Source organism: Rhodococcus sp. PD04 (assembly GCF_035918275.1).
GTDB classification, from domain to species: domain Bacteria; phylum Actinomycetota; class Actinomycetes; order Mycobacteriales; family Mycobacteriaceae; genus Rhodococcus; species Rhodococcus rhodochrous.
On record NZ_CP142143.1, the window covers coordinates 5106562 to 5128649 of the forward strand.

Annotated in this window: 21 protein-coding genes and 1 pseudogene; 18 read left to right on the top strand and 4 right to left on the bottom strand. The window is 67.8% G+C overall.

Annotation, left to right across the window (positions count from 1 at the left end):
* Nucleotides 1-81: 81 nt before the first annotated feature.
* From U9J23_RS23440 to U9J23_RS23450, 3 genes and pseudogenes are all read left to right on the top strand, one after another.
* A complete protein-coding gene (locus U9J23_RS23440; RefSeq protein ID WP_189637484.1) occupies nucleotides 82-1041 on the top strand; it encodes a helix-turn-helix domain-containing protein in 960 nt (319 codons plus the stop codon).
* Between the two features lie 134 nt (nucleotides 1042-1175).
* The gene (locus U9J23_RS23445) at nucleotides 1176-1970 is read left to right on the top strand and encodes a nucleotidyltransferase domain-containing protein (protein WP_229580007.1); all 795 of its coding nucleotides are present in this window, start codon (nucleotides 1176-1178) and stop codon (nucleotides 1968-1970) included.
* A 34-nt stretch (nucleotides 1971-2004) separates the two neighbouring features.
* Nucleotides 2005-2247 (top strand): annotated as a pseudogene (locus tag U9J23_RS23450) (nitroreductase/quinone reductase family protein); the annotation flags it as partial.
* A 129-nt stretch (nucleotides 2248-2376) separates the two neighbouring features.
* On the opposite strand, the gene U9J23_RS23455 reads toward U9J23_RS23450, so the two are convergent.
* The 3 genes from U9J23_RS23455 to U9J23_RS23465 form a co-directional block, all read right to left on the bottom strand.
* Nucleotides 2377-3039, bottom strand: coding sequence for a TerD family protein (locus U9J23_RS23455; protein ID WP_085468560.1), 663 nt, complete (start codon nucleotides 3037-3039; stop codon nucleotides 2377-2379).
* A 124-nt stretch (nucleotides 3040-3163) separates the two neighbouring features.
* Complete coding sequence (locus U9J23_RS23460) at nucleotides 3164-4270, bottom strand: DUF475 domain-containing protein (protein WP_145708945.1); 1107 nt, start codon at nucleotides 4268-4270, stop codon at nucleotides 3164-3166.
* A 103-nt stretch (nucleotides 4271-4373) separates the two neighbouring features.
* A complete protein-coding gene (locus tag U9J23_RS23465; RefSeq protein ID WP_059384433.1) occupies nucleotides 4374-4949 on the bottom strand; it encodes a TerD family protein in 576 nt (191 codons plus the stop codon).
* 293 nt (nucleotides 4950-5242) lie between these two features.
* Here U9J23_RS23465 and U9J23_RS23470 point away from each other — a divergent pair, with 293 nt between their 5' ends.
* The 7 genes from U9J23_RS23470 to U9J23_RS23500 all read left to right on the top strand — a co-directional run bounded on the left by U9J23_RS23470 (nucleotide 5243) and on the right by U9J23_RS23500 (nucleotide 13563).
* Complete coding sequence (locus U9J23_RS23470; protein ID WP_145708963.1) at nucleotides 5243-6364, top strand: hypothetical protein; 1122 nt, start codon at nucleotides 5243-5245, stop codon at nucleotides 6362-6364.
* 29 nt (nucleotides 6365-6393) lie between these two features.
* Nucleotides 6394-7551 carry an HpcH/HpaI aldolase/citrate lyase family protein gene (locus U9J23_RS23475; protein WP_326600799.1) on the top strand — a complete coding sequence of 386 codons (1158 nt, stop codon included), beginning with the start codon at nucleotides 6394-6396 and terminating at the stop codon, nucleotides 7549-7551.
* On the top strand, nucleotides 7548-8843 hold the full coding sequence (locus U9J23_RS23480) for a phosphoribosyltransferase family protein (protein WP_326600802.1): 1296 nt from the start codon (nucleotides 7548-7550) through the stop codon (nucleotides 8841-8843). The genes U9J23_RS23475 and U9J23_RS23480 overlap by 4 nt, the downstream gene beginning before the upstream one ends.
* On the top strand, nucleotides 8840-9946 hold the full coding sequence (locus U9J23_RS23485; RefSeq protein ID WP_106200997.1) for a cysteine protease StiP family protein: 1107 nt from the start codon (nucleotides 8840-8842) through the stop codon (nucleotides 9944-9946). Before U9J23_RS23480 ends, U9J23_RS23485 begins: the two co-directional genes overlap by 4 nt.
* 80 nt (nucleotides 9947-10026) lie before the next feature.
* A complete protein-coding gene (locus U9J23_RS23490; protein WP_229583086.1) occupies nucleotides 10027-10803 on the top strand; it encodes an HAD family hydrolase in 777 nt (258 codons plus the stop codon).
* A gap of 42 nt (nucleotides 10804-10845) precedes the next feature.
* Entirely contained in the window at nucleotides 10846-12072 is a 1227-nt protein-coding gene (locus tag U9J23_RS23495; protein ID WP_272266091.1) for a TerD family protein, read from the top strand.
* A 3-nt stretch (nucleotides 12073-12075) separates the two neighbouring features.
* A complete protein-coding gene (locus tag U9J23_RS23500; protein WP_326600806.1) occupies nucleotides 12076-13563 on the top strand; it encodes a TerD family protein in 1488 nt (495 codons plus the stop codon).
* Between the two features lie 21 nt (nucleotides 13564-13584).
* On the opposite strand, the gene U9J23_RS23505 is transcribed toward U9J23_RS23500, so the two are convergent.
* Complete coding sequence (locus U9J23_RS23505; RefSeq protein WP_272266093.1) at nucleotides 13585-14109, bottom strand: pyridoxamine 5'-phosphate oxidase family protein; 525 nt, start codon at nucleotides 14107-14109, stop codon at nucleotides 13585-13587.
* A 161-nt stretch (nucleotides 14110-14270) separates the two neighbouring features.
* On the opposite strand from U9J23_RS23505, the gene U9J23_RS23510 reads away from it, so the two are divergent.
* From U9J23_RS23510 to U9J23_RS23545, 8 genes are all read left to right on the top strand, one after another.
* Nucleotides 14271-15410 (top strand): DUF418 domain-containing protein, encoded by a 1140-nt coding sequence (locus U9J23_RS23510; protein ID WP_272266095.1) that lies wholly within the window; start codon nucleotides 14271-14273, stop codon nucleotides 15408-15410.
* Between the two features lie 126 nt (nucleotides 15411-15536).
* Entirely contained in the window at nucleotides 15537-15860 is a 324-nt protein-coding gene (locus tag U9J23_RS23515; RefSeq protein WP_145690499.1) for a putative quinol monooxygenase, read from the top strand.
* Nucleotides 15861-16058: 198 nt separating this feature from the next.
* Nucleotides 16059-17624 carry a long-chain-fatty-acid--CoA ligase gene (locus tag U9J23_RS23520; protein ID WP_106200991.1) on the top strand — a complete coding sequence of 522 codons (1566 nt, stop codon included), beginning with the start codon at nucleotides 16059-16061 and terminating at the stop codon, nucleotides 17622-17624.
* Nucleotides 17621-18691 carry an MBL fold metallo-hydrolase gene (locus U9J23_RS23525; RefSeq protein ID WP_326600813.1) on the top strand — a complete coding sequence of 357 codons (1071 nt, stop codon included), beginning with the start codon at nucleotides 17621-17623 and terminating at the stop codon, nucleotides 18689-18691. Before U9J23_RS23520 ends, U9J23_RS23525 begins: the two co-directional genes overlap by 4 nt.
* A gap of 1 nt (nucleotide 18692) precedes the next feature.
* Nucleotides 18693-19454 carry a crotonase/enoyl-CoA hydratase family protein gene (locus U9J23_RS23530; RefSeq protein ID WP_326600815.1) on the top strand — a complete coding sequence of 254 codons (762 nt, stop codon included), beginning with the start codon at nucleotides 18693-18695 and terminating at the stop codon, nucleotides 19452-19454.
* Nucleotides 19455-19456: 2 nt separating this feature from the next.
* A complete protein-coding gene (locus U9J23_RS23535; RefSeq protein ID WP_272266102.1) occupies nucleotides 19457-20251 on the top strand; it encodes an enoyl-CoA hydratase/isomerase family protein in 795 nt (264 codons plus the stop codon).
* A gap of 44 nt (nucleotides 20252-20295) precedes the next feature.
* Nucleotides 20296-21165, top strand: a complete 870-nt coding sequence (locus U9J23_RS23540; RefSeq protein ID WP_085468573.1) for a LysR family transcriptional regulator — start codon at nucleotides 20296-20298, stop codon at nucleotides 21163-21165.
* A 4-nt stretch (nucleotides 21166-21169) separates the two neighbouring features.
* A complete protein-coding gene (locus tag U9J23_RS23545) occupies nucleotides 21170-22081 on the top strand; it encodes a LysR family transcriptional regulator (RefSeq protein ID WP_059384420.1) in 912 nt (303 codons plus the stop codon).
* Nucleotides 22082-22088 lie beyond the last annotated feature (7 nt).

The window sequence follows — 22088 nt, forward strand, 5'->3', positions numbered from 1 at the left end:
ACTTCTGCGGCATGTGTGGCCCACGTCTCACCGGGTAGGCGGTACCACCGCGGCCCGCCGACAAGTGGAGGTATTCGGCCCATGCGCCCCAAGATCACCACCGTGACAACCGACGGCATCGACAACCGCGACCGGGTGGCGTTCTGGGAGGAATACAACGCGCAGGAACTCGTAGGACTGCGATGCTCCACCTACCACCAGGACGGACTCGAAGCACGCCAGCTCAACATGGACCTCGACGGACTGCGACTCGCGGATATCTCCGGAAATTCGCACGTCATCGACCGCTCGCACCAACACATCAGTGCCACGCCGAAGGACTCGATCTTCATCAGCCAGCTGGTTACCGGATCGGCGTTCTTCTACTACGCCCACGGCTTCCTACGACTCGATGCCGGCGACATGATCGTCTACGACACCACCCGCCCGTACCTGTTCGGGTTCGAAACCGACATGCGGCAATTCCTGCTCGACATTCCACGGGACGCATTGCGTGATCACCAACTGACAGGGTCCCCCGACCTGCCGTACGTCCTGTCCCCTACTGCCGGGGGCGTGAATGGAACTCGCGTGCGAGCGCTCGGCGGACTCGTCCGTTCCCTCATCGATGATGGTGACGCCGACGACCAACGCCGCGGCGACCTGCTCACCAGCGCACTCACCGTGCTGACCGGACGCGAATCAACCGCGACAGCGTTGCGGCGCACCGCGACCACGCACATCATGGCGCACCTGACGGATCCCGATCTCTCGGTCGAGTCCGTAGCCCGAGCAATCGGCATCTCTGCCCGGCATCTCAGCCGCACCTTCGCTGCCGACGACACGACCGTGGCCCATTTCATCCAGCGGCAGCGTCTCGACGGTGCCCGTAGGGAACTCGTCGATTCGGCATCGTTCGATCGGCGTATCGCCGATATCGCCGCGCACTGGGGGTTCTCCTCGCAGGCTCACTTCACGCGCGCGTTTCGCCGGGAGTTCGGGTGCACTCCCAGCGAAATGCGCTGCAATCGATCGAACGTCGCCTGCCACATCGCGATGTGAATCGTCGGTCAGCATCCACACACGCGGCGGACAACCCACATGACTGTGCGAGAACGTCAGCGTCCGGACACCGTCACTCTTGTGGGCCACCGGGTGCGTTACGTGGGTGAGTGCACGACGGAGATGATGGGGTGATGCCGAACATCGACGTAGGGCGATATCTCGAAGCCCTCGTGAAGGCCGCCCGAGATGTGCTCGATACGGAGTTCGTCGGGGCGTACGCGGCCGGATCGCTGCCCCTGGACGCTTTCCACCCCGGCCGAAGCGACATCGACATTGCCTTGCTCTGCCGCGACCCTCTGAACGAAGCAGTGAAGCGGGAGTTGATCACTCGACTGCGGCACAGCGCCCTGCCGTGTCCGGCCCGAGGTTTGGAACTGGTCGTCTACACCGCGGCTGCGGCACAGTCGGGGACAGGGGAACCGGGCTTCGAGCTCGAGTTGAACGACGGCCCGGCCATGGCCTTCCGGCAAACCCTTCGACCTGCGGACCGTCCGGCAGCCGACGGGACGTTCTGGTACGGACTGGACCGCAGCATCCTGCACCAGAGCGGCCGGGTCCTGGCGGGACCGCCGGCCTCGGAGGCATTCGCCGAGCTACCACCGGAGACGCTACGGAGCCTACTGGTCGACTCGCTGCGTTGGTGGATGGCGCTGCTCGGCCCGGCAGGCGACCGGCCTGCACCCGGAGCCGACGACGCGGTCCTCGGCGCCTGCCGCGCGCTGGTCCGACATCGCTACGGAAGGTGGTTGTCCAAAGTCGACGCCGGCCGGCGGCTACTCGAGGTCGGTTACGAACCGGCCGAGACGATCGAGCTGTCCATCGCAGCACGCTCCGGTAGGGAGTCCCCGCCCTCAGGCCGGCAAGCACGGACTTTCCAGGAAGGCGTGTTGCACGAGCTCCTGACCGCGACCGACCGGCCGGCATGACCCTCGTTGGGATCGACCCTCGTACGGCCTCGCTCTGCGTCGCGAATTTCCGGCTGCTCTCCGCCACACGGGTTCGGTCGATGACTGGAACGCGCAGGTGATCGCCGAGTTCCGGGCCAACGGAGGCCGGGTCGGCGGCAACTTCGAGAGAGCTCCGATGGCGCTCCTGCACCACCGCGGTCGCAAGAGTGGTCGCGAGACGGTGACGCCGATCCTGTATCCGCCCGACCCGGACGACGACGCGACCGTCTACGTCTTCGCGAGCAACGCCGGCGCTCACCGGACGCACACACTTCGGTGTCCTGGACCCCGCTGAGCGGGGCTGGAACCACCGAGATCCCGCCGGCACATGCCGACGGGATCTCTCGTGTCCGGCCAGCAGGCCGGAAAGTAATTTGCAGTAGGGCTACTTACGTCCCGCCTGCCACTGCATGCCCCAGCCGAACGCGCGGTCGAGGTCGGACTGGCTGCCGTCGATGTACTGCACGAGACGCTCGACGGTGATGCCCTGCCCGGTGTTCTGCAGCATCGCGATCGCGCAGATGCGCGCACCGTTGTTCGGCGAATCCAGGCGCACCTCGATCTGCGGACCCGACGGCGGGGTCAGCGTCACGACACCGTCCACGGCAGCCCAGTTCGGCGCGCCCTCGTAGATCATCGCGAAGATCAGCACACGCTTGAACAGTTCGGGGCGCTCGAGGTTGATGTGCATGTTCTCGCCGCCGGTGTTCGAACCGGTGCGGTCGTCGCCGTCGAGGTGGATGTACGGCGGGGTGTTCAGCGACCCGAAGCTGTTCCCGAGCGCCTGGATGACGCCTTTGGATCCGTCGGCGAGCTCGAACAGGCAGCCGAGGTCGAGGTCCACCCCACCGCTCGCGCCCATGAGCTTCGAGAGGAAGCCCTTCTTCGGCTGCTCACCGCGGGACCAGTTGAGGTTCACTCGCGTGACGCCCTGCCCGGACCCGGCCTTCGACAGGCTGACGGTCGGGGATTCCTTGGTGAGGTTGATCTTGCTCAGGTTGACGCCGCCGGCGTTCTGCTCGGGCTTCTTGTTGTAGTCGATGGCCATGTCGAGCCTTTCGTCGGAGTGGCTGCGCGCGGTTGCGCACGGGGTACGGAAAAGCGATGGGAGCCCTCGATCCGAGATGTCGGATCGAGGGCTCCCATCGGCATGTGATTCGAACTGTCGAAGATCAGGGGATGCTGGTCTTCACAGCATCTTCGCCTTCCCTCGCCGCGATCTTGCGGTTGCGGTAGATGCTCGAGCCGAGCGCCGCACCGATCAGGGCGACACCGACCAGGCCGGTGATGACCTCCGGCACGTGCGTGCCGATCGAGTACAGCAGGATCAGTGCCAGCGCACCGATGGCCCAGTGAGCACCGTGCTCGAGGTACACGTAATCGGACAGCGTGCCCTTGCGCACCAGGAAGATGGTGATCGAGCGGACGAACATCGCGCCGATGAAGCCGAGGCCCAGGGCGATGATGATCGGGTCGGACGTGATGGCGAAGGCGCCGATGACGCCGTCGAACGAGAACGACGCGTCGAGCACCTCGAGGTAGAGGAACAGGAAGAAGCCTGCCTTACCGGTGGCCTTCGCGAGACCGCTCGGTCCGCCTTCGGGCTCCTCGCCCTCCTCGGGGACGTGGAACATCTCGCCGAGCCCGTTGACCGCGATGTAGGTGATCATGCCGAGCGCGCCGGCGATCATGACGGTCGAGACCTTGTCCTCGGGCGCGATGACGGTGGCCGTGATGAGCAGCAGGGCGGTGGCGACGACGACCTCGAGTTGCTCGAGCTTGCCGGCCTTCGCGAGCGGACGTTCGAGCCAGTCGAGCCACTTGATCTCGCGCTCTTCGAGGATGAAGTGCAGGAAGAGCATCAGGAGGAACATGCCGCCGAATGCCGCGATCTGCGGATGCGCGTCGGTGATCAGGGTCTCGTAGCTGGGATCCCCGTTCGGGAAGTATGCGGCTCCGTCCGGCGGCGGGTTCAATGCGAGGTCGAGTGCCGCGATGGGGCCGAGCCCGGACGCGATCCACACGATCGCGAGCGGGAACACCAGACGCATACCGAAGACGGCGATGAGGATGCCGACGGTGAGGAAGATCCTCTGCCAGAACTCGCTCATCCGGCGCAGCACGGTCGCGTTGATGACCGCGTTGTCGAACGACAGCGAGACCTCGAGGATGCCGAGGATCACGCAGAGGAACAGAGCTTGCGGGCCGCCGTAGAGGAACGCCACCACGAGAGATATGACGGTGACGGCCATCGACGGACCGAATATTCGCAGAACCACGAAGCGTGGCCTTTCTAATCGAAATCAGGGCGTTGCAGGGTGGTTACTGCACATCGGTTCCGGCTCCGGTACTGCGACCGAAGCCGGAACCCGAAGAAACGAACTAGACGTTGACGCCGTAGTCGCGGGCGATACCCGCGAGACCGGACGCGTAGCCCTGGCCGATGGCGCGGAACTTCCACTCCGCACCGTTGCGGTACAGCTCGCCGAAGACCATGGCGGTCTCGGTCGAGGCGTCCTCGGACAGGTCGTAACGAGCGAGTTCGTTGCCGTTCGCGCGGTCGACGACGCGGATGTACGCGTTGCGGACCTGGCCGAACGACTGGCTGCGGGAATCGGCATCGTAGATCGAGACGGGGAAGAAGATGCTCTCGATGTTCGCCGGGACGGCAGCGAGGTCGACGTTGATGACCTCGTCGTCGCCTTCACCCTCACCGGTGCGGTTGTCGCCGGCGTGCTCGATGGCACCGTCGGGCGACTTGAGGTTGTTGAAGAAGACGAAGTGCTGGTCGGAGACGACCTTCTTGTCGGCCCCGGTGGCGATGGCGCTGGCATCGAGGTCGAAGTCGGTGCCGGTGGTGGTGCGTACGTCCCAGCCCAGGCCGACGGACACTGCCGTCAGGTTCGGAGCTTCCTTGGTGAGGGAGACGTTTCCGCCCTTGGTCAAGCTGACGCCCATGCGGGGTCCTTTCGATCGTTCCAACGGTCGACGTACCGGTACAGGGCACGCCCGGTGTGCGTTACTCCCCACCCTAGTTGTTGGCGTGGGGTACGCCCATATCCACTATGCCCGGTCCCGCGGACCACTTCCGTAGCCCGCACGAACCACGGTTCCGACCGGCGGAAAGGTGACGGATCGGCCCGGTGGACGTGCGCCCAGTACCATTCGGTTCTGTGGCGAGCCGATGGACGCGCCGCCTGTTCGGCGGGGGAAACACGGAAGATCCCGCGGCTCGTCGTGCACACGATGCGATGGTCGCGGCGTTCCTCGACATGGACAGACGCCAGTCCGTCATCGAGGCCGGTGTGGCCGCGTCCTACGAGCTCGAACCCGAGCGGCACCTGCTCGGTCGGTGGGATCCCATCCGGCAGGCGTGTTATCGCGCCGGTGAGACGTATCTCCAACTGGCAGTGACGGATCCGGAGCAACCGCTCGCACCTGCTCCGGCCTACGAGCAGGCACTGCGACAGATCACCGAAGCAACACGAACACTTGATGAATTCTTCGGAAACAACCGGGGTCACCTCGAGCACATGACGGCCGTGGCGAACACCGTGCCCGAGCTGGCGCACCGGATGCGCACCGAGGCGCGCAAGACCCTTGCCGAGGTGGAGTCTCCGGATTTCGTTGCTTTTGCGCACTATCCGTCGGTTCGATCCGCCACCGAAGCGCTCGAGAAAGCTCTGAACAGCCTCGATGCGGCACACGGCGTGGGCGCGACCCGCACGGCTGCCCTCCGGGTCGAGGAAGCGACCACCGCCCTGCTCGACGCCCTTGCCGCAGCCCCGGGACGCCGCGACGAGGCCGCCCGCACCCTCGCCTCGGTCACCACCAGGATCGGAGCGGTCCGGACCCGCACGGAAGGCCTCGCCCCGGCCTTCTCCGCGCTGCTGCGCGAGTTCAATGCGGCCAGCTCCGCCGACCTGTCCGGGAACGAGAAACAGGCCGCCGAACTGCTCGCTCGCGCGGAGGACCAGCTCGGACGCGCACGGGCGGCGGCGAAGGACGGCCGCCCCGAGGAAGCCCTCGAGCTGGTCGCGGCGATCCGCGCCGAACTGTCACGTGCCGAGGAACTCGTCGACGCCGTGACCGCACGACTCGCTACGCTGCGTTCCGTCCGGCAGAATCCGGGGGCCAAGGTCGACGAGGTGCGGTTCCGCCTCCGTGACGCACAACACCTGGCCGTGCAGCGCGGTCTCACCGCAGAATGGGGTTCCGTTCTCGACTCGCAGTTGAGCCGGATCGACAGGGCAGTCGACGCACTCACCGGGGTGCACCCCGACTACTGGGCCTACGTCAGAGATTTGGATGCGGTGTCGACCTTCATCGCAGGAGTGGTCGATCGGATGAGAGGACGGACCGAGAACGCATGAGGGGGGCCACGCTTACCGAAGTGCGCGCCATGCAGCACTTTCGGCATCTCGACGGCGCGACGCTGGACGAGTTGTTCCTGCACCGTCCGCAGCCGTTCGGGCACAGCGACGATCGCGACCGCCTGGCGACCGCTCTCGGCGCCACGCTCTACGTCCCCGCGACGCGCGGTGATCTCGTCGCGACCATCACGAAGCGTGCGGCCGAGGGCGTGACGTCGATGGTGCTCGACCTCGAGGACGCCGTCGCCGACGACGAGGTCGAGCACGGCCTGCAGAACACCGTCGCAACACTCGATGCGCTCGCCGACAGCGGACCGTCGACGATGATGGTGTTCGTCCGTGTCCGCACTGCCGACGGCGTCGGACGGATCGCGTCGATGCTCGGCGCCGGCAAGGCGGTGCTGACCGGGTTCGTGGTGCCCAAGTTCACCGCACGCACCGGTCCCGCCTTCCTCGAGGCGGTCGCCGCGGCATCGGAACTGCTCGACCGTCACCTCTACGCGATGCCCGTGATCGAATCGGCCGAGGTCGTCCACCGCGAGACCCGGGACGGCGAATTGCGTGCGATCTCCGGCATCCTCGCCGAGCATCGCGACCGCGTCCTCGCCGTCCGAATCGGCGCGACCGACATGTGCGCGACCTTCGGTATCCGACGCGACCGCGACCTGACGATCTACGACGTACGGGTCGTCGTCGACGTGATCGCCGATGTCGTCAACCACCTCGGACGTACCGACGGAACAGGTTTCGTCATCACCGGACCCGTCTGGGAGTACTTCGCCGATCACGAACGCATGTTCCGTCCGATGCTGCGCTCGACACCTTTCGAGGAGCAGGACGCGGTGTTGTTCCGTCAGCAGCTCGTCAGCCGCGACCTCGACGGTCTGCTGCGCGAGATCGCGCTCGACCGCGCCAACGGCATCCAGGGCAAGACCGTCATCCATCCGTCGCATGTCGCTGCGGTACATGCCCTGTCGGCCGTGACACACGAGGAGTTCCACGATGCGACCGACATCCTCGATCGCGACACCGGCGGTGTGCAGGCCTCGGGTTACGGCAACAAGATGAACGAACGACGACCCCACCGCACGTGGGCCGAGCAGACCCTGCTGCGCGCGTCGGTGTTCGGTGTCACCCGCAAGGGGATCACCTTCGTGGATCTGCTGACGGCGCTGGTGGACCGATGACCGACATACTTGATATTCCCTGGGCCACCGCAGAACTCGGTTTCGCGCTCGAACATGTGGAGTCGTCGTGCGGCTACACCGTTCCCGAACTCGTCCGACCGGGGCTGCGGCGCAATCCACGACGTGCACACCTGCTCGTCTCCACAGTTCTCGGCAAGCACATCCCCACCGAGCCGGCCGCGGTGCGCGGTGCCGGTCACCGGCTCGGCCGGCTCGTCGCCGATCTCCTCGGCGATGCCGCACCCGACGCCGTCGTCATGGGATTCGCCGAGACCGCAACGGGTCTCGGTCACTGCGTGGCCGACGCCCTCGACGCCGCGTGCTACCTGCACTCGACGCGACGTCAGGTTCCCGGAGCGGAGGTGCTCACCGGATTCGAGGAGGGGCACTCGCACGCAACCTTCCATCTGCTCCAGCCGACCTCCGGCGCATTGTTCGCCAACGCTGCACCGCTCGTCCTCGTCGACGACGAGATCTCCACGGGAGCAACGGCCCTCGACGCCATCCGCGCGCTGCACCGCGATCACCCCCGGGATCGTTACGTGCTCGCCTCCCTCGTCGACATGCGGTCCGAACAGGATCGTCGCCGGACGGCGGAGGTCGCGGCGGAGCTCGGCACGAGCATCGAGCACGTGAGCCTGGCCGCCGGACGATCCGTCGTCCCCGACGATCTCGTCGCGCGGGTCGCGGCATTGCCCGACCCTCACCTCAATCCAGTGGGTGACCGATGCGGCGACGTCCGATTCCTCCACGCGGCGTGGCCGTCCCATGTGCCCGACGGTGGACGACACGGGATGCTGCGCACCGACGCGGCAGCCTTCGACGCGGCGCTGTCGACGCTCACCGACACGATCGCGGACGTGCGCGACGCCCGGCGGCCCGCCGTCGTCGTCGGACACGAGGAACTGATGTACCTGCCGCTGCGGCTCGCCGAGGCGCTCGTCGAACGCGGTACCCCCGCACGGTTCCAGACCACGACCCGCTCCCCCGTCCACGTGATGGACGTCGACGGATATCCGTTGCGCCGCGGATTCCGTTTCACCGCACCAGAACACATCGACAGCGAATTCGAGAACGAGGTGCCGCGTTTCCTCTACAACGCGCAGTGGCCCACAGCCACCGAGCTCCGCGCCGAGCTGATCCTCGTCGTCGATTCGCCCGCCGACACCGACCGCCTGCGCGCACCGGGAGGTGTTCTCGACGTGCTCACCGCTGCCGGCGAGGACGTCCTCGTCGTGATCGTGCCCGCCACCGATCCGACGGTGCTGCGCACCCACAGGGAGACCGTATGACCGTGCCACTGACCGGACCCGAGTTCGGCTCCTACGCGCCCGACGAGGTGACGTGGCTGCTCAAGGACCTCTCCCACGCCGACCTCGAAGGCGACATCGCCGAACGGGAGGCACGGATCCAGGCGGGTCTCGCGCACTACGCGGAGTCCCTGCCGATCGAGTACCAGCCCGACGCCGCCTACCGTGAGCTCTTCGACAAGGCGCTGGCCGGCACCGCGGGCCGGTTGGCGCACGCGGTGGGTACGGTCACCGAACTGCTCCTCGCCGAACGCGGAACCGACCTGACCCTCGTGTCGCTCGCGCGGGCGGGCACCCCGATCGGCATCCTGATCCGCCGGTGGGCGCTGCACCACCACGGCCTGACGCTGCCGCATTACGCCGTGTCGATCGTCCGCGGTCGCGGAATCGACTCCGCCGCACTCGATCACATCACCGCGCGGCACGATCCCGCTTCGGTCGTCTTCGTCGACGGCTGGACGGGCAAGGGCGCGATCGCGCGCGAACTGTCCGCTGCGCTCGCCGAGTACACCGCGCGGGGCGGTCCCGTCCTGTCCGACGATCTCGCGGTCCTCGCCGACCCCGGCCACTGCGTCCGCACCTACGGCACGCGCGACGACTTCCTCATCGCCTCGGCCTGTCTGAACTCCACCGTCTCCGGACTGGTCTCGCGGACGGTCCTCAACGACAGCCTGATCGGTCCCGGAGAGTTCCACGGCGCCAAGTTCTACGCCGAGCTGGCCGCGGACGACGTATCGAACCATCTGCTGGACACCGTCACCGCGGAGTTCGACACGTGCGGCGACGTCGCGGCGGCCGCGCAGGCGGTGCTCGGGTCCGACCGCACCCCCACCTGGGCCGGCTGGGAGTCCGTCGAACGCGTGCGGGCGCAGTACGGCATCTCGAGCGTCAACTTCGTCAAACCCGGTGTCGGAGAGACCACCCGCGTGCTGTTACGCCGCGTTCCCTGGAAGGTGCTCGTGCGCGACATCACCGCCGACGAGCACGCCCACATCCGCATGCTCGCGGCCGCCCGCGACGTTCCCGTCGAGGAGGTCCCCGATCTGGCCTACTCCTGCATGGGACTGATCAAGGACCTCCCGTGAATATTCCGTCCGCGACCGGCACCGTCCCCGCACTGGTCGCCACCGATCTCGACCGCACCCTCATCTATTCGCGCGCCGCAATGACCGGCGACCAGTTCGACACGCAGGACCTGCTGTGCGTCGAGTACTACGAGGGCGCACCGCTGTCGTACGTCACCGACACTGCGGCACAACGACTTCGAACCCTCGCCGACGAGGTGGCGATGGTGCCGACCACCACGCGTACACCCGAACAGTTCCGCCGCATCGAACTGCCCGGCGGCCCGTGGTACTACGCGGTCACGAGCAACGGCGGGTCGATCATCGAGAACGGCCGGATCGATCCGGAGTGGCGCCGCAGCGTCGACCGCGCGGTACGTGAGGGCGGGGCAAGTCTCGACGAGGTGACGACCGAACTGCGCCGTCGCATCTCCGAGGACTGGGTGTCGAAGTTCCGCATCGCCGACGAGCTGTTCTGCTATCTCGTCGTCGACGTCGCAGCCCAACCGTCGGGATTCCTCGACGACTGGCACGAGTGGTGTTCGACGCGCGGCTGGAACGCGTCGCAGCAGGGCCGGAAGATCTACACGATGCCGAACAGCGTGTGCAAGAGCCGCGCGGTGGCCGAGGTGCACCGACGGCTCCGCGACCGCGGAGTCCTCGCGGACGACGCCCTCGTCTTCGCCGCCGGTGACGGTGCGCTCGACGCGGAGATGCTGAAGGCCGCCGACGCCGCGATCCGGCCTCGCCACGGCGAACTCGAACTGATGGACTGGCGCCACCCGACCGTCTCGGTGACCGACACCGCGGGCGTCACGGCCGGGGAGGAGATCCTCACCTGGTTCGCCCGATCCGCTCGTCTTCCGGTCGCTTCGTAGAGTAGAAGGCGCCCGGTCACCGACACAGTGAGGACACATCTCTTGCCGACTCCGCTCTCCAAGGGTCAGAACGGACCGCTCACCGCGTCCGACGTCGTCGTCTCGCTCGAGCTGACCACGCCCGCCGATCTGTCCGCACTGCTCGTCAAGGCCGACGGCAAGGTGCGCTCCGACGCCGATTTCGTGTTCTTCAACCAGCCCACCGGGCCGGGCGTGCGTCTCGTTCCCGGTGCGCCCGGGCAGGCGGCCTCGCTCGCCGTGTCGCTCGCGCAGGTTCCCGCCGACATCGATCAGGTGCGCGCCGTGATCACCCTCGACGACGCGTCGAGCAACTTCGGCCGGTTCGCACCGCCCACCGCGCGCGTGTCCGACAGTGCGGGAACGGTGTTGTACGAGTACCGGATCGACGGACTGAGCACCGAATCCATCGTGATCGCGCTGGAGCTGTACCGGCGCCAGGGCGCGTGGAAGGTCCGTGCCGTGGGCCAGGGATATGCGGGCGGATTCGCGGCACTGGTGACCGACCACGGTGTCAGCGTCGACGACGCGCCGGCCCAGCCTGCTGCCACACCGCAGCCCGCCGCTCCCACGCCCGCTCCGGCTCCGCCCGTACAGCAGACTCCGCCTCCGGCATATCCTGCACAGCCCGCCTCACCGGCACAGCCGGCGGAGGTCAGCCTCACGAAGAGCCGACCGGTGAGCCTGGTGAAAGGTCAGAAGGTCACCCTCCGCAAGGACGGCGGCGTCGCGCTGACCTTCCTGCGCATGGGGCTCGGCTGGGACCCGGTGGAGAAGCGCGGCCTGTTCGGCAATCGTTCCGCCGACATCGACCTCGACGCCTCGGCCGTGATGTTCGCCGACAACCAGATCGCCGACGTCGTGTACTACGGCCAGCTGCAGTCCAAGGACGGCTCGATCCAGCATCAGGGCGACAACCTCACCGGTGCCGGTGAGGGCGACGACGAGGTGATGCTCGTCGACCTCACGCGTGTCCCCGCCCATGTCACGACGGTGATGTTCATCGTGACCTCCTACAAGGGCCACACCTTCGAGCAGGTGCAGAACGCGTTCTGCCGCCTCGTCGACGGCACGATCGATACCGAACTCGCCCGCTACACGCTGCAGGGTGGCATGCCGTTCACGGGCATGGTCATGGCGAAGGTCTACCGCCAGGGCAGCGAATGGAAGCTTCAGGCCATCGGCGAGGGCATGCAGGCGAAGCATCCCGGTGAGGCCGCGCCGCAACTGGGCCGGTTCCTGGCCGTCTGACCGGTGGGCGAACTCTTCACAGCGGGACGCAACGCCCCGCTGCCGACCCGCGCCGTCCGTTTCACGGCGACCGCATCCGTCCCGCTGGACGTGTGCGCGTTCGTCGTGGACGACGGCCTGCAGGTGGCGTCCTCCGACGACGTCGTGTTCTACAACCAACCGGCGACGGCAGGCGTTCGGCTCGAGGGTGAGGTGATCGTCGTCGACGTCGACGCGGTCCGTCCCGGCGCACGCGTGTTGTGCGCGGTGGGTTGCGAGCGCCCCGCAGCGGTGTCGACCTCGCTGTCCGACGCGGCGGGCACCGTCCTCGCGTCGTTTCACGTGGAACCGGTGGTCGGTACCGAGACGGCGGTGCTGTGCTGGGAGCTCTACCGTCGCCACGGCGAATGGAAGATCCGCGCCCTCGGTCGGGGATATGCCGGTGGCCTCGCCGAGATGTTCACCGCGCACGGAGTTGACGTCGAGTCCCCCTCCGACACGGAGGAGGTAGCCGCCCCCGGGCCCGGCCCGGTCATCGGACTGTCCCCTCTCGAAGTGCTGTGGCGGATCTTCGAGGACGCCGCCCGATCGGCCGCCGCGTACACGTCGAGTGTGGAGTTCGCGCAACACCGCTTCGACGACGAACTCTCGGCAGCGGTGGCCGACCGCGCCCGCCGTATGGGTCCCGGAGCCGATCGTGCCCGGGCACGTGCGCAGCAGCGCTACGACGAGCTCGTCGGTGTCGCCGAGGCCCGCTACCGCGACGACAGTGCCGTGCTCGCCGCCGAGCTGCTCACCGTCGACGCGACGTTGCCGCCCGCACTCGCGTCCTGGATCTCCCCGGCCTGGATGTATCTGCACCTGCCGAGCGACGGCGTGCGGGTGGGTGAGGTGACAGCTCCCGATCTGGGGCCGCTGCGCATCCCCCTGTTTCTGCCGGCGCCGCTCACGCGACCGTTGTGGATCGACGGTGATCCGGCCGAACTCGGTCCCGTCGTGTCGTCCGTGGTCGTGCGGCTGCTCACGGCCCGGCCCGACACACTGCTGCACCTCGTCGATCCCGGGCGGACGCTACCCGCACTCGAGCCCCTCACCGCAGCGCGACTCGCCGGACCGCCCGTCCACGAGCGGTCGCAGGTCCCCGCCAAACTCCGGGGGCTGGCCGACGCGGCGGAGCTCGACGCGCTCGCCCGGCAGGTCGACGCGGACACCGCGTCACCCGTGTTGCTGGTCCTCGCCGGTTTCCCCTACGGCTACGACCACGACGACCTGCTCGAAATCGTCCGGATCGCGCGTACCGGCAGTGCCGGCCGGGTCTCGGTCGTCCTCGCGGGAGATCCACCGGACGATCGGGTCGCGCAGATCCTGTGGGACGAGGCGCAGAAGCTCCCCGTCGACGGGGAGCTGGCCGATCCTTGGACGGGAGCCCGCTGGACGTTCGTTCCCGACAGCCTGCCCGCCGAGACCGAGCATCTGCGCGGCGCGCTGGGTGGGAGTTCGCTTCCGGAGTGATCGTCCCTTCCGACGACGGGGTCAGCGCCGATCGACGAGTCTCGTGAAATCGGGTGCGTACACCGTCATCCAGTGCGGTTCCAGGCGGTAGTAGACCACCTCCTCGTCCCAGTCGAAGGCGTCCCCTCCGTAGAACGACTGCAGGTAGGCGAGCAGCTCGGGCCAGTCGTCGGCCGGCTCACCCCCGCGCGGGTTGAGGATCTCCACGCGCCCGTGCGTGAACACTCCGAGATCCTCCCCGCGCATGTGCGCCGTGCTGACCGCGGGACGGGCGGCGAGATGCCGGGCCTTGGCGGCGGTGGGGGCCGTGCCGAAATACCACTTGCCGTGCAGGAAGTGTCCGTCCACAGCGCTGATGCGCGGTTCTCCGCCGGCGGTGACCGTCGCCAGCGAGAGGACGCACATGCCCGTGAGCACCTGGACGAGTTGCTCGGCTGTGAGGGTCCGCGACGCGTCGACGATCGACCTCAGGTGGGATGTGGACCGGGACAGCGACGTGTCGAGGAGCTCCTGGAGTTCGGCGAGTTCGGTGGGGGTTTCGTGCATGACTCCATGTTCACATCATCGGCACTGGCCGGACCCGACAGTTCTTGCTCTGTTCTCCTGGCCGATGTCTGTTCTCGGGGAGAGCACCGAACCCCGGGTCACCCGCATGGAGGACCCGTGATCCCCCGGTCGGCCGACGCGCACCGCACCCTCCGCGTCGCATGGTGAGGATCATGACGGTCACCGGTTCGACCACGCGACAGCAACGAATCCTCGCACTCGACGTGGCCCGGGGGATCGCCATCCTCGGCACGTTCGCCGCCAATGTCTGGATCTTCACCGACCCCGCCGGCTTCGTCGGCTATCTCGACTCGATCGGCACCGATCCGTGGCCGCAGCGCATCCTCATGCAACTCGCGCAGGGAAAGTTCCTCGGGTTGCTCACCCTGATGTTCGGGATCGGCCTGGCCGTGCAGGCGGCGTCCGCGCAGCGAGCGGGGCGGCCGTGGCCCGGCGGTTACCGTGTACGCGCCGCCCTGCTCCTCGTCGACGGGCTCGCGCACTACCTGCTCGTCGCCGAGTTCGACATCCTCATGGGATACGCGCTGACATCCATGATCGTGTGCGGACTGGTGATCTCCTCCCGTCGTGTGCGGCTGTGGGTCGCGGGGACCGCCGTCGCCGTGCACGCGCTGGCCGTGACCGCGCTCGTCGTGGCACTCGCCGGTTCACCGTCGAATCCGGAGACCCCCGAGCTGACCACCGCCACCTGGTGGGACATGGTCGTCTTCCGCGTGGACAACGCCGTAGCGTTCCGTGCCGAAGTAATCTTCGTGATCCCGATGACGGTCGCGCTGTTCCTGACCGGCGCCGCCCTGTATTCGGCCGGTCTGTTCGACAGCAGAGGCGCGGTGCTGCGCCGACGGCTCATGGTGATCGGGGCGATCGCAGCACCGCTCGACCTCGCCGTGGGTCTGTTCGGCGGTGCCGCAGGTGTATTCGCAGCGCGCTACGGCATTGCCCCGTTCGTCGCCCTCGGACTGTTGGCGTGGATCGCCCACTTCTACATCGACAGGTCCACGACCGGCACGGTCGGCACTGCCTGTGAACGCATCGGGCGCACCGCCCTGAGCTGCTACATCCTGCAGAACATCGTCGCGTCGGTGCTCTGCTACGACTGGGGACTCGGCCTGGCGAAGGCCGTGGACCCCGACATGCGGGTCCCGTTCACGATCGCCGTGTACATCACCGTGGGAGCGGTGATGGTCGTCGGATCCCGTTGGTGGCTCGGCCGATTCCGTCAGGGACCGGTCGAATGGGTGTGGCGGGCATCCTACGAGCGACTGACGGAACGTCGCTGACGTGTCGTGACCGCCTCGCGGAGGTCTGCCGCTCGGTCACGGATTCGGCGCCCTCACCGGCGAGTACGGCGATATGTTCGACGAAGGCACGATCCGTCCCTCCAACATCTACCGACCGGAGGCAAGATGATCTTCATCGTGGTCCGTTTCAAGGTGAAGCCCGAGTACCAGGACAGCTGGCTCGAGACCACCGCGGAGTTCACCGAGGCGACTCGCAGCGAACCGGGGAACCTGTGGTTCGACTGGTCTCGCAGCGTGGACGATCCGTCCGAGTTCGTTCTCGTCGAGGCGTTCCGCGACGGGGACGCCGGAGCCGAGCACGTGAAGTCCGATCACTTCCGCAAGGGACTCGACGCGATGCGACCGGCGCTGGTCGAGACCCCGCGCATCCTCAACACGGAGATTCCGGGCACCGAGTGGGGCCGGATGGGTGAACTGCAGATCGACTGATCGATCGCATCGAGACCGACGTCGTGTGCGAGACCCGTCGGGGATTTCGCACACGACGTCGGACTCGATATGCGCCCATAGGTTTGCCCTAACGTTGCGTACGGCTGCAGGTCTTTGTGGCAGCAGTCACGATCGTGATCGACTGGAACGGCGTGGACGGCATGTCCGCGCGTCGGCCGTGTCGATCAGGAGCGTGATGTGAGCGAGTTGCACCTTCCCAACCGAATCCGGCAGCTGGCAGTCGAACATCCGGATCGTGCGGCGGTCAGCTCCGGCGGAACCACACTCACCTACTCCGAGTTCGACGCGCTCACCAACCGGGTCGCCTCGGCGCTCGTGACCGTTCCGGCGACGTCCAAGCGCATCGGCGCCCTGCTGCGCATGGGCCTGCCCGGTGCGTCCTCGTTCGTCGGCTGCGCCAAGGCCGGGCTGGTCTTCACCCCCCTCAACTGGCGCCTGAACCCGGGCGAGATCGCCGACATCGCCGACGACGCGCAGCTCGACGTCCTCATCGTCGAGGACGAGTTCGCCGCATCGGCCCGCGCTGCCGCCGCAGTCCTGCCCGCCGTACAGATCGTCGTGGTCGGCGACGCCTCCACCGTTCCCGGTGCACGGTCGTGGGACGACTTCGTCGCCTCCGGTGACGACATCGACCCCGGCTTCGGCGACGACCCGCGGACCGAGGTGCTGCAGCTCTACACCTCGGGCACCACCGGTCGTCCCAAAGGTGTTGTGGCCACGCATCACAACCTGTTCAACGAGCCGCGGAACTTCGCGCTGTACGAGTTCACCGAGGACTCGGTGTCCCTCGACGCGCTGCCCCTGTTCCACATCGCCGGCGCCGGCTGGATGAGCACGACCCTGTCGGCGGGTCTGCACCTGGTGTTGCTCGGTGAGATGCGCCCGAACCTGGTGGCGGCCGCCATCTCCGAGCACGGCATCACCCACGCATTCCTCGTGCCGTCGGTGATCAACATGCTCGTGGAGATGCCCGACCTGTCGGACTACGACCTGTCGACGCTGCGTCTGGTCGCCTACGGCGCCTCCCCCATCACGCCCACCCAGCTCGCCCGCGCCATGGACACGCTCGGCTGCCGTTTCGTGCAGCGCTACGGCATGACCGAGACGATGGGCGCCCTCACGGCTCTGCGTGCCGACGACCACGACCCGCACGGGTCCCGCTCCTATCTGTTGCGTTCGGCCGGCAGCCCGCTCCCCGGTGTCGAGGTCGACATCCGCGACATCGCCACGGGCGAACCGCTTCCCGGTGGGCAGACCGGTGAGATCGTCTGCCGGTCGCGCAACAACACGTCGGGTTACTGGCGACGCGACGCCGAGAACGCCGCCCTGTTCACGGCCGACGGTTTCCTGCGCACCGGCGACGCCGGGCACATCGACTCCGACGGTTACCTGTTCGTCACCGACCGCGTGAAGGACATGATCATCTCGGGTGGCGAGAACGTCTACCCGATCGAGGTCGAATCCGTTCTGTCCGAACATCCGGCCGTCGCCGAGGTCGCCGTGGTCGGTGTGCCCGACGACCGTTGGGGCGAGGCCGTCACCGCCGTCGTGCGGGTGGCACCGGGCGCATCCCGCCCGACCGAGGACGAACTCCTGCAGTTCACGGTGGAGCGACTCGCGTCCTACAAGAAGCCCCGGCACATCCACTTCGTCGACGAACTGCCCCGCAACGCGAGCGGAAAGATCCTCAAGCGCACCCTGCGCAACGAGTTCGCTCCCGTGCAGGAGGGAACGACACCATGATCGTCACCGAGGACCTCGGTACCGTCCAGCGCGAAGCATGGGCCGCCGGAGTGTTGCCGCCCGTCGAAGAGGTGCGTCCGGGGTTGTGGTCGATCCCGGTCCCGATGCCGAAGAACCCGCTGCGGTACGTACTCTCATACGCGCTCGCGCTCGCGCTCGACGACGGTCTCGCTCTGATCGATCTCGGTATGGACACCGAGGAGTCGTGGGACGCCCTCGTCGCCGGCGTCGCCTCGACCGGCCACCACATCACCGACGTGCGCTACGCGGCGATCACCCACCTGCACCCCGACCATTTCGGTCTGGCACCGCGTCTGAAGGAGACGACCGGCGCCGTCATCGCGATGCACGCCGCCGACGCCGCCGCGCTCGGACACTTCACCCCGGAGGACGTCGCAGCCGACAAGGAAGCATGGCGCGTGGACCTCACCGGACTCGGCGCACCGCCCGAGGTCGTCGAGGCCGCCCGCTTCGAACTCGTCCGCTTCCCCCGGGGTGAGAGCGCCGATGTCGTTCTCGCTCATGGCGATCGACTCGATCTTCCCGGGTGGAACATCGAAGCGGTGTGGACCCCCGGCCACACGCCCGGGCACCTCGCCTTCGTCGACCGCGACCGCGACCTGCTGTTCAGCGGCGACCACATACTCCCGCGCATCAGCCCCAACATCTCCTCGGGCCCCGGCGAACTGGGCGACCCGCTGCACCGCTACCTGCTGTCGCTGCATGCGACGACGGCTCTGCCGGACTGCGAGGTGCTGCCCGCCCACGAGTACCGGTTCCGCGGAGTCACCGAACGCGCACGCCAACTCATGGACCACCACGAGGTCCGTCTCGACGAGATCCGCGATGCCGTCGCGTCCCGGCCCGAGTCGACGGCGTGGGAGATCACGACCCGCGTCACGTGGTCGCGTCCTATCGACGTGATGGATCCCCGGCTGCAGCGACTCGCCGTCCGCGAGACCCAGGCCCATCTGCTCGTTCTCGCCGATCGAGGCGACATCCGTTCCGACGGTGGAACTCCCGCCCGCTGGACTCTCTCCGCTCCGACCCATACGAAGGAAAACTGACATGAGCGTTGTCCTCACCGAATTCGCCGACGGCGTCGCGGTGTTCACCCTCAACCGCCCCGAGGCCAAGAACGCCGTGAACCTGGAGGTCTCGGAGGCGCTGGCCGCGGCCATCGACGAGTTCGAGGCACGCCCCGACCTGACCATCGGCATCCTCACCGGTGCCGGCGGAACGTTCTGCGCTGGAATGGATCTGAAGGCGTTCGCACGCGGGGAGCGCCCGTCGATCCCCGGCCGCGGTTTCGGTGGCCTCACCGAGGCACCGCCGAGCAAGCCGCTCATCGCCGCCGTCGAGGGCTGGGCCCTGGCCGGTGGATGCGAGCTCGCCCTGTCCGCCGACCTGATCGTCGCGTCGCGCGAAGCGAAGTTCGGTATCCCCGAGGTCAAGCGCGGACTCGCCGCGGCGGCCGGCGGCCTGCTGCGCCTGCCGAAGATCCTCCCCTACCCGCTCGCGATGGAGCTGGCCATCACCGGTGACCCGCTCACCGCCGAGGTCGCCCACCAGCACGGCCTGGTCAACCGCGTCACCGAGCCCGGTGAAGCACTCACCGTGGCAAAGGAACTCGCTGCCCGCGTCGCGGCGAACGGCCCCCTCGCCGTCATGGCCACCAAGCAGGTCGTCGCGATGGCCGCCAACTACACCGACCCCGACGCCTTCGTCGCGCAGCGCAAGTTCATCGACCCGGTCTTCGCGTCGGCCGACGCCAAGGAAGGCGCCCGGGCGTTCGCCGAGAAGCGCGCACCGGTCTGGAAGGGCGAGTAGGAATGTCGGACGTGCTGGTCGCGCAGGACGGCTCGGTCGCCACGATCACGCTGAGCCGACCGGAGCGCAAGAACGCGATGACGGTCGAAGCATGGCGGTCGTTGCGTGAGACGTTCGGTGCGCTCCAGCACGACGACTCCGTCCGCGCCGTGATCCTCACCGGCGCCGGTGGCGACTTCTGCACCGGTGCCGACATGGAGCGGCGCGACTCCACCCATCCCCTCGACCGCATGCGGGAGATCAACGCGACGGCGCTCGCCGTCGCGGAGTTCTCGAAGCCGCTGATCGCGCAGGTCGAGGGGTATGCGGTGGGCGCCGGATGGAACATGGCGCTGCTGTGCGACGTGGTTGTCGCCTCCCGCACCGCGAAGTTCAGTCAGATCTTCGCGCGGCGCGGACTGTCGGTCGACTTCGGCGGGTCGTGGATCCTGCCGCGCCTCGTGGGATTGCACCAGGCGAAGCGTCTGGTCATGCTCGCCGACATCGTGAGCGCCGAGGAAGCGTACGACCTGGGCCTGGTGACCGAGCTCGTCGAGCCCGACGCCCTCGCCGGTCGCGCCGCCGAACTGGCCGCGCAGCTGGCCGCCGCCCCGCCGGTCGCGGTGAGCATGTCGGCGCGCATGCTCGAGCAGGGTTCGTCGCTCACGCTCCGCGAAGCACTCGAGAACGAGGCCCGCTCGCAGGCGGTCAACCACGCCACCGACGCCCCCGATGCGATGCGTGCATTCGTCGAGAAATGCGAGCCGTCGTTCACCGGCGGATGGCGGGTACCGCGCCCGGTAGACACCTCTTCCTGACGGTTACGTGCGGGACGGTTCGGGGCGTCACCTACGATAATCGGGTGGACTTGCACCTCGTGACCTATTTCGTGGCCGTCGTCGACCACGGCGGGATCACGAAAGCTGCTCAGGCACTTTACATTTCGCAGCCGTCGTTGTCGCAGGCCATCCGCACCCTCGAACGCCGCCTCGACACGACCCTGTTCGATCGCACCGGCCGACGGCTCACCCTCACCGAGGACGGTCGTGTCCTCGAGGTCGCCGCACGCCGCATCCTGGCCGACGTCGAGCGGGCGAAACAGAAGGTCGCGGCGGTGCGCGATCTCGAGGCCGGTCGTGTCGAGATCGTCACCTTCGCGACGTTCTCGATCCACCCCGTCATCGAGTTCGTCCAGCGCTTCCGTCGGCGCTACCCCAACCTGACCGTGCGGGTGAACGACGCCGAAGGCCCTCCCGGAGTCCACGCGGCGCTGCGTCGCGGCGAAGCGGAGATCGGCATCACCGACCTGTCCGTCGAGCACGCCGGCATGATCACCGTTCCGGTCCTCGAGCAGGAGATGGTGCTCGCCGTGCACCCCGACCTCGCCGCCGACGTGCCCGACCCCGTCACCCGGGCCCAGGTCCGCGACTTCCCGCTGGTCCTCGACCTCGGCTCCCGCGCGAGCGCCGCACGCACCGGTGAACTGCTCGGCGATCAGAACGTCGTCGTCGACTGCGCCAACCAGGCAGCCCTTTGGCAGTTCGTCGAGCGTGGCACCGCCGGGACGATCGTGCCGCGTCGCGTCGCCGAGAAACAGATCCCCGGTGCGGTCGTCCGGCCGCTGGACCCGCCGTTCCGACGTCCCGTCGGGTTGGTGATGCGACCCGGCGATCTGTCCCCCGCTGCCGCCGCATTCGTGGCGACCACCACCGGCACCCCCTGGGAAGCGTGACGACATGGAGTTCCGTCAGGTCGAATACTTCCTCGCCGTCGTGGAGAACGACGGCATCAACGGCGCGGCCGCCGAGCTCGGCGTCGCCCAGCCCACCGTCTCCCAGGCGCTGCGCAGCCTCGAGCGCGAGCTGGGCGTGCAGCTGTTCCACCGCATCGGGCGCGGCATGGTGCTCACCGCGGCGGGCAAGGCGCTGATCGGTCCGAGCCGGCAGATCCTCCGCGATGTGAACGCGGTCGAGGAGCTGCTCACCGTGTCGACGACCGAGGTGACGGGTCGCCTGGATCTGATGGTCTTCCCCGCCCTGGCGACCGGCCCGATCGTCGACCTGGTCTCCGAGTTCCGCCGCCTCCATCCCAAGGTCACCGCGCGGCTCGGTGATCTGCGTGCGGAGGAGTTCACCGCGTCGGTCATCCACGACGGCCACTGCGAGTTCGTCGTCACCCACCTGCCGGTCGAGGACGAGGTGGGGCTCGAGATCATCGAACTCGGACAGACCGAGTACTGGCTCGCCTATCCCCCCGGCACCGACCTGCCGCCCGGGCCGCTGTCCTTGGCCGAGCTCCCCGACATCCCGATGGTCTTCGTGCCGCGCGGTGGTGGCTCCGTGAGCGACGCGATCGACTACGCGATGCGACAGGCCGAGGTGCGCCGCCCCATCTCCGTGCTCACCGACCATCGCGAGGCCCGCCTGCCGATGGTGCTCGCCGGACTGGGCGGATCGTTCGTCGAACGGTCCCTCGCCGAATCGGCGCAGGACGTCGCGGTGGTCCGCCCGTGCGAGCCGACCTTCGCGCAGTCGTACGGACTGGTGTTCGACCCGGCCTCGCTGTCGAAGGCCGGTCGCGCCTTCGTCGACTTCGTGCGGTCGTCCGAGGAGTCCGGCGCGGAGGAGCAACTCCCGACGCAACGGTGACATCCGG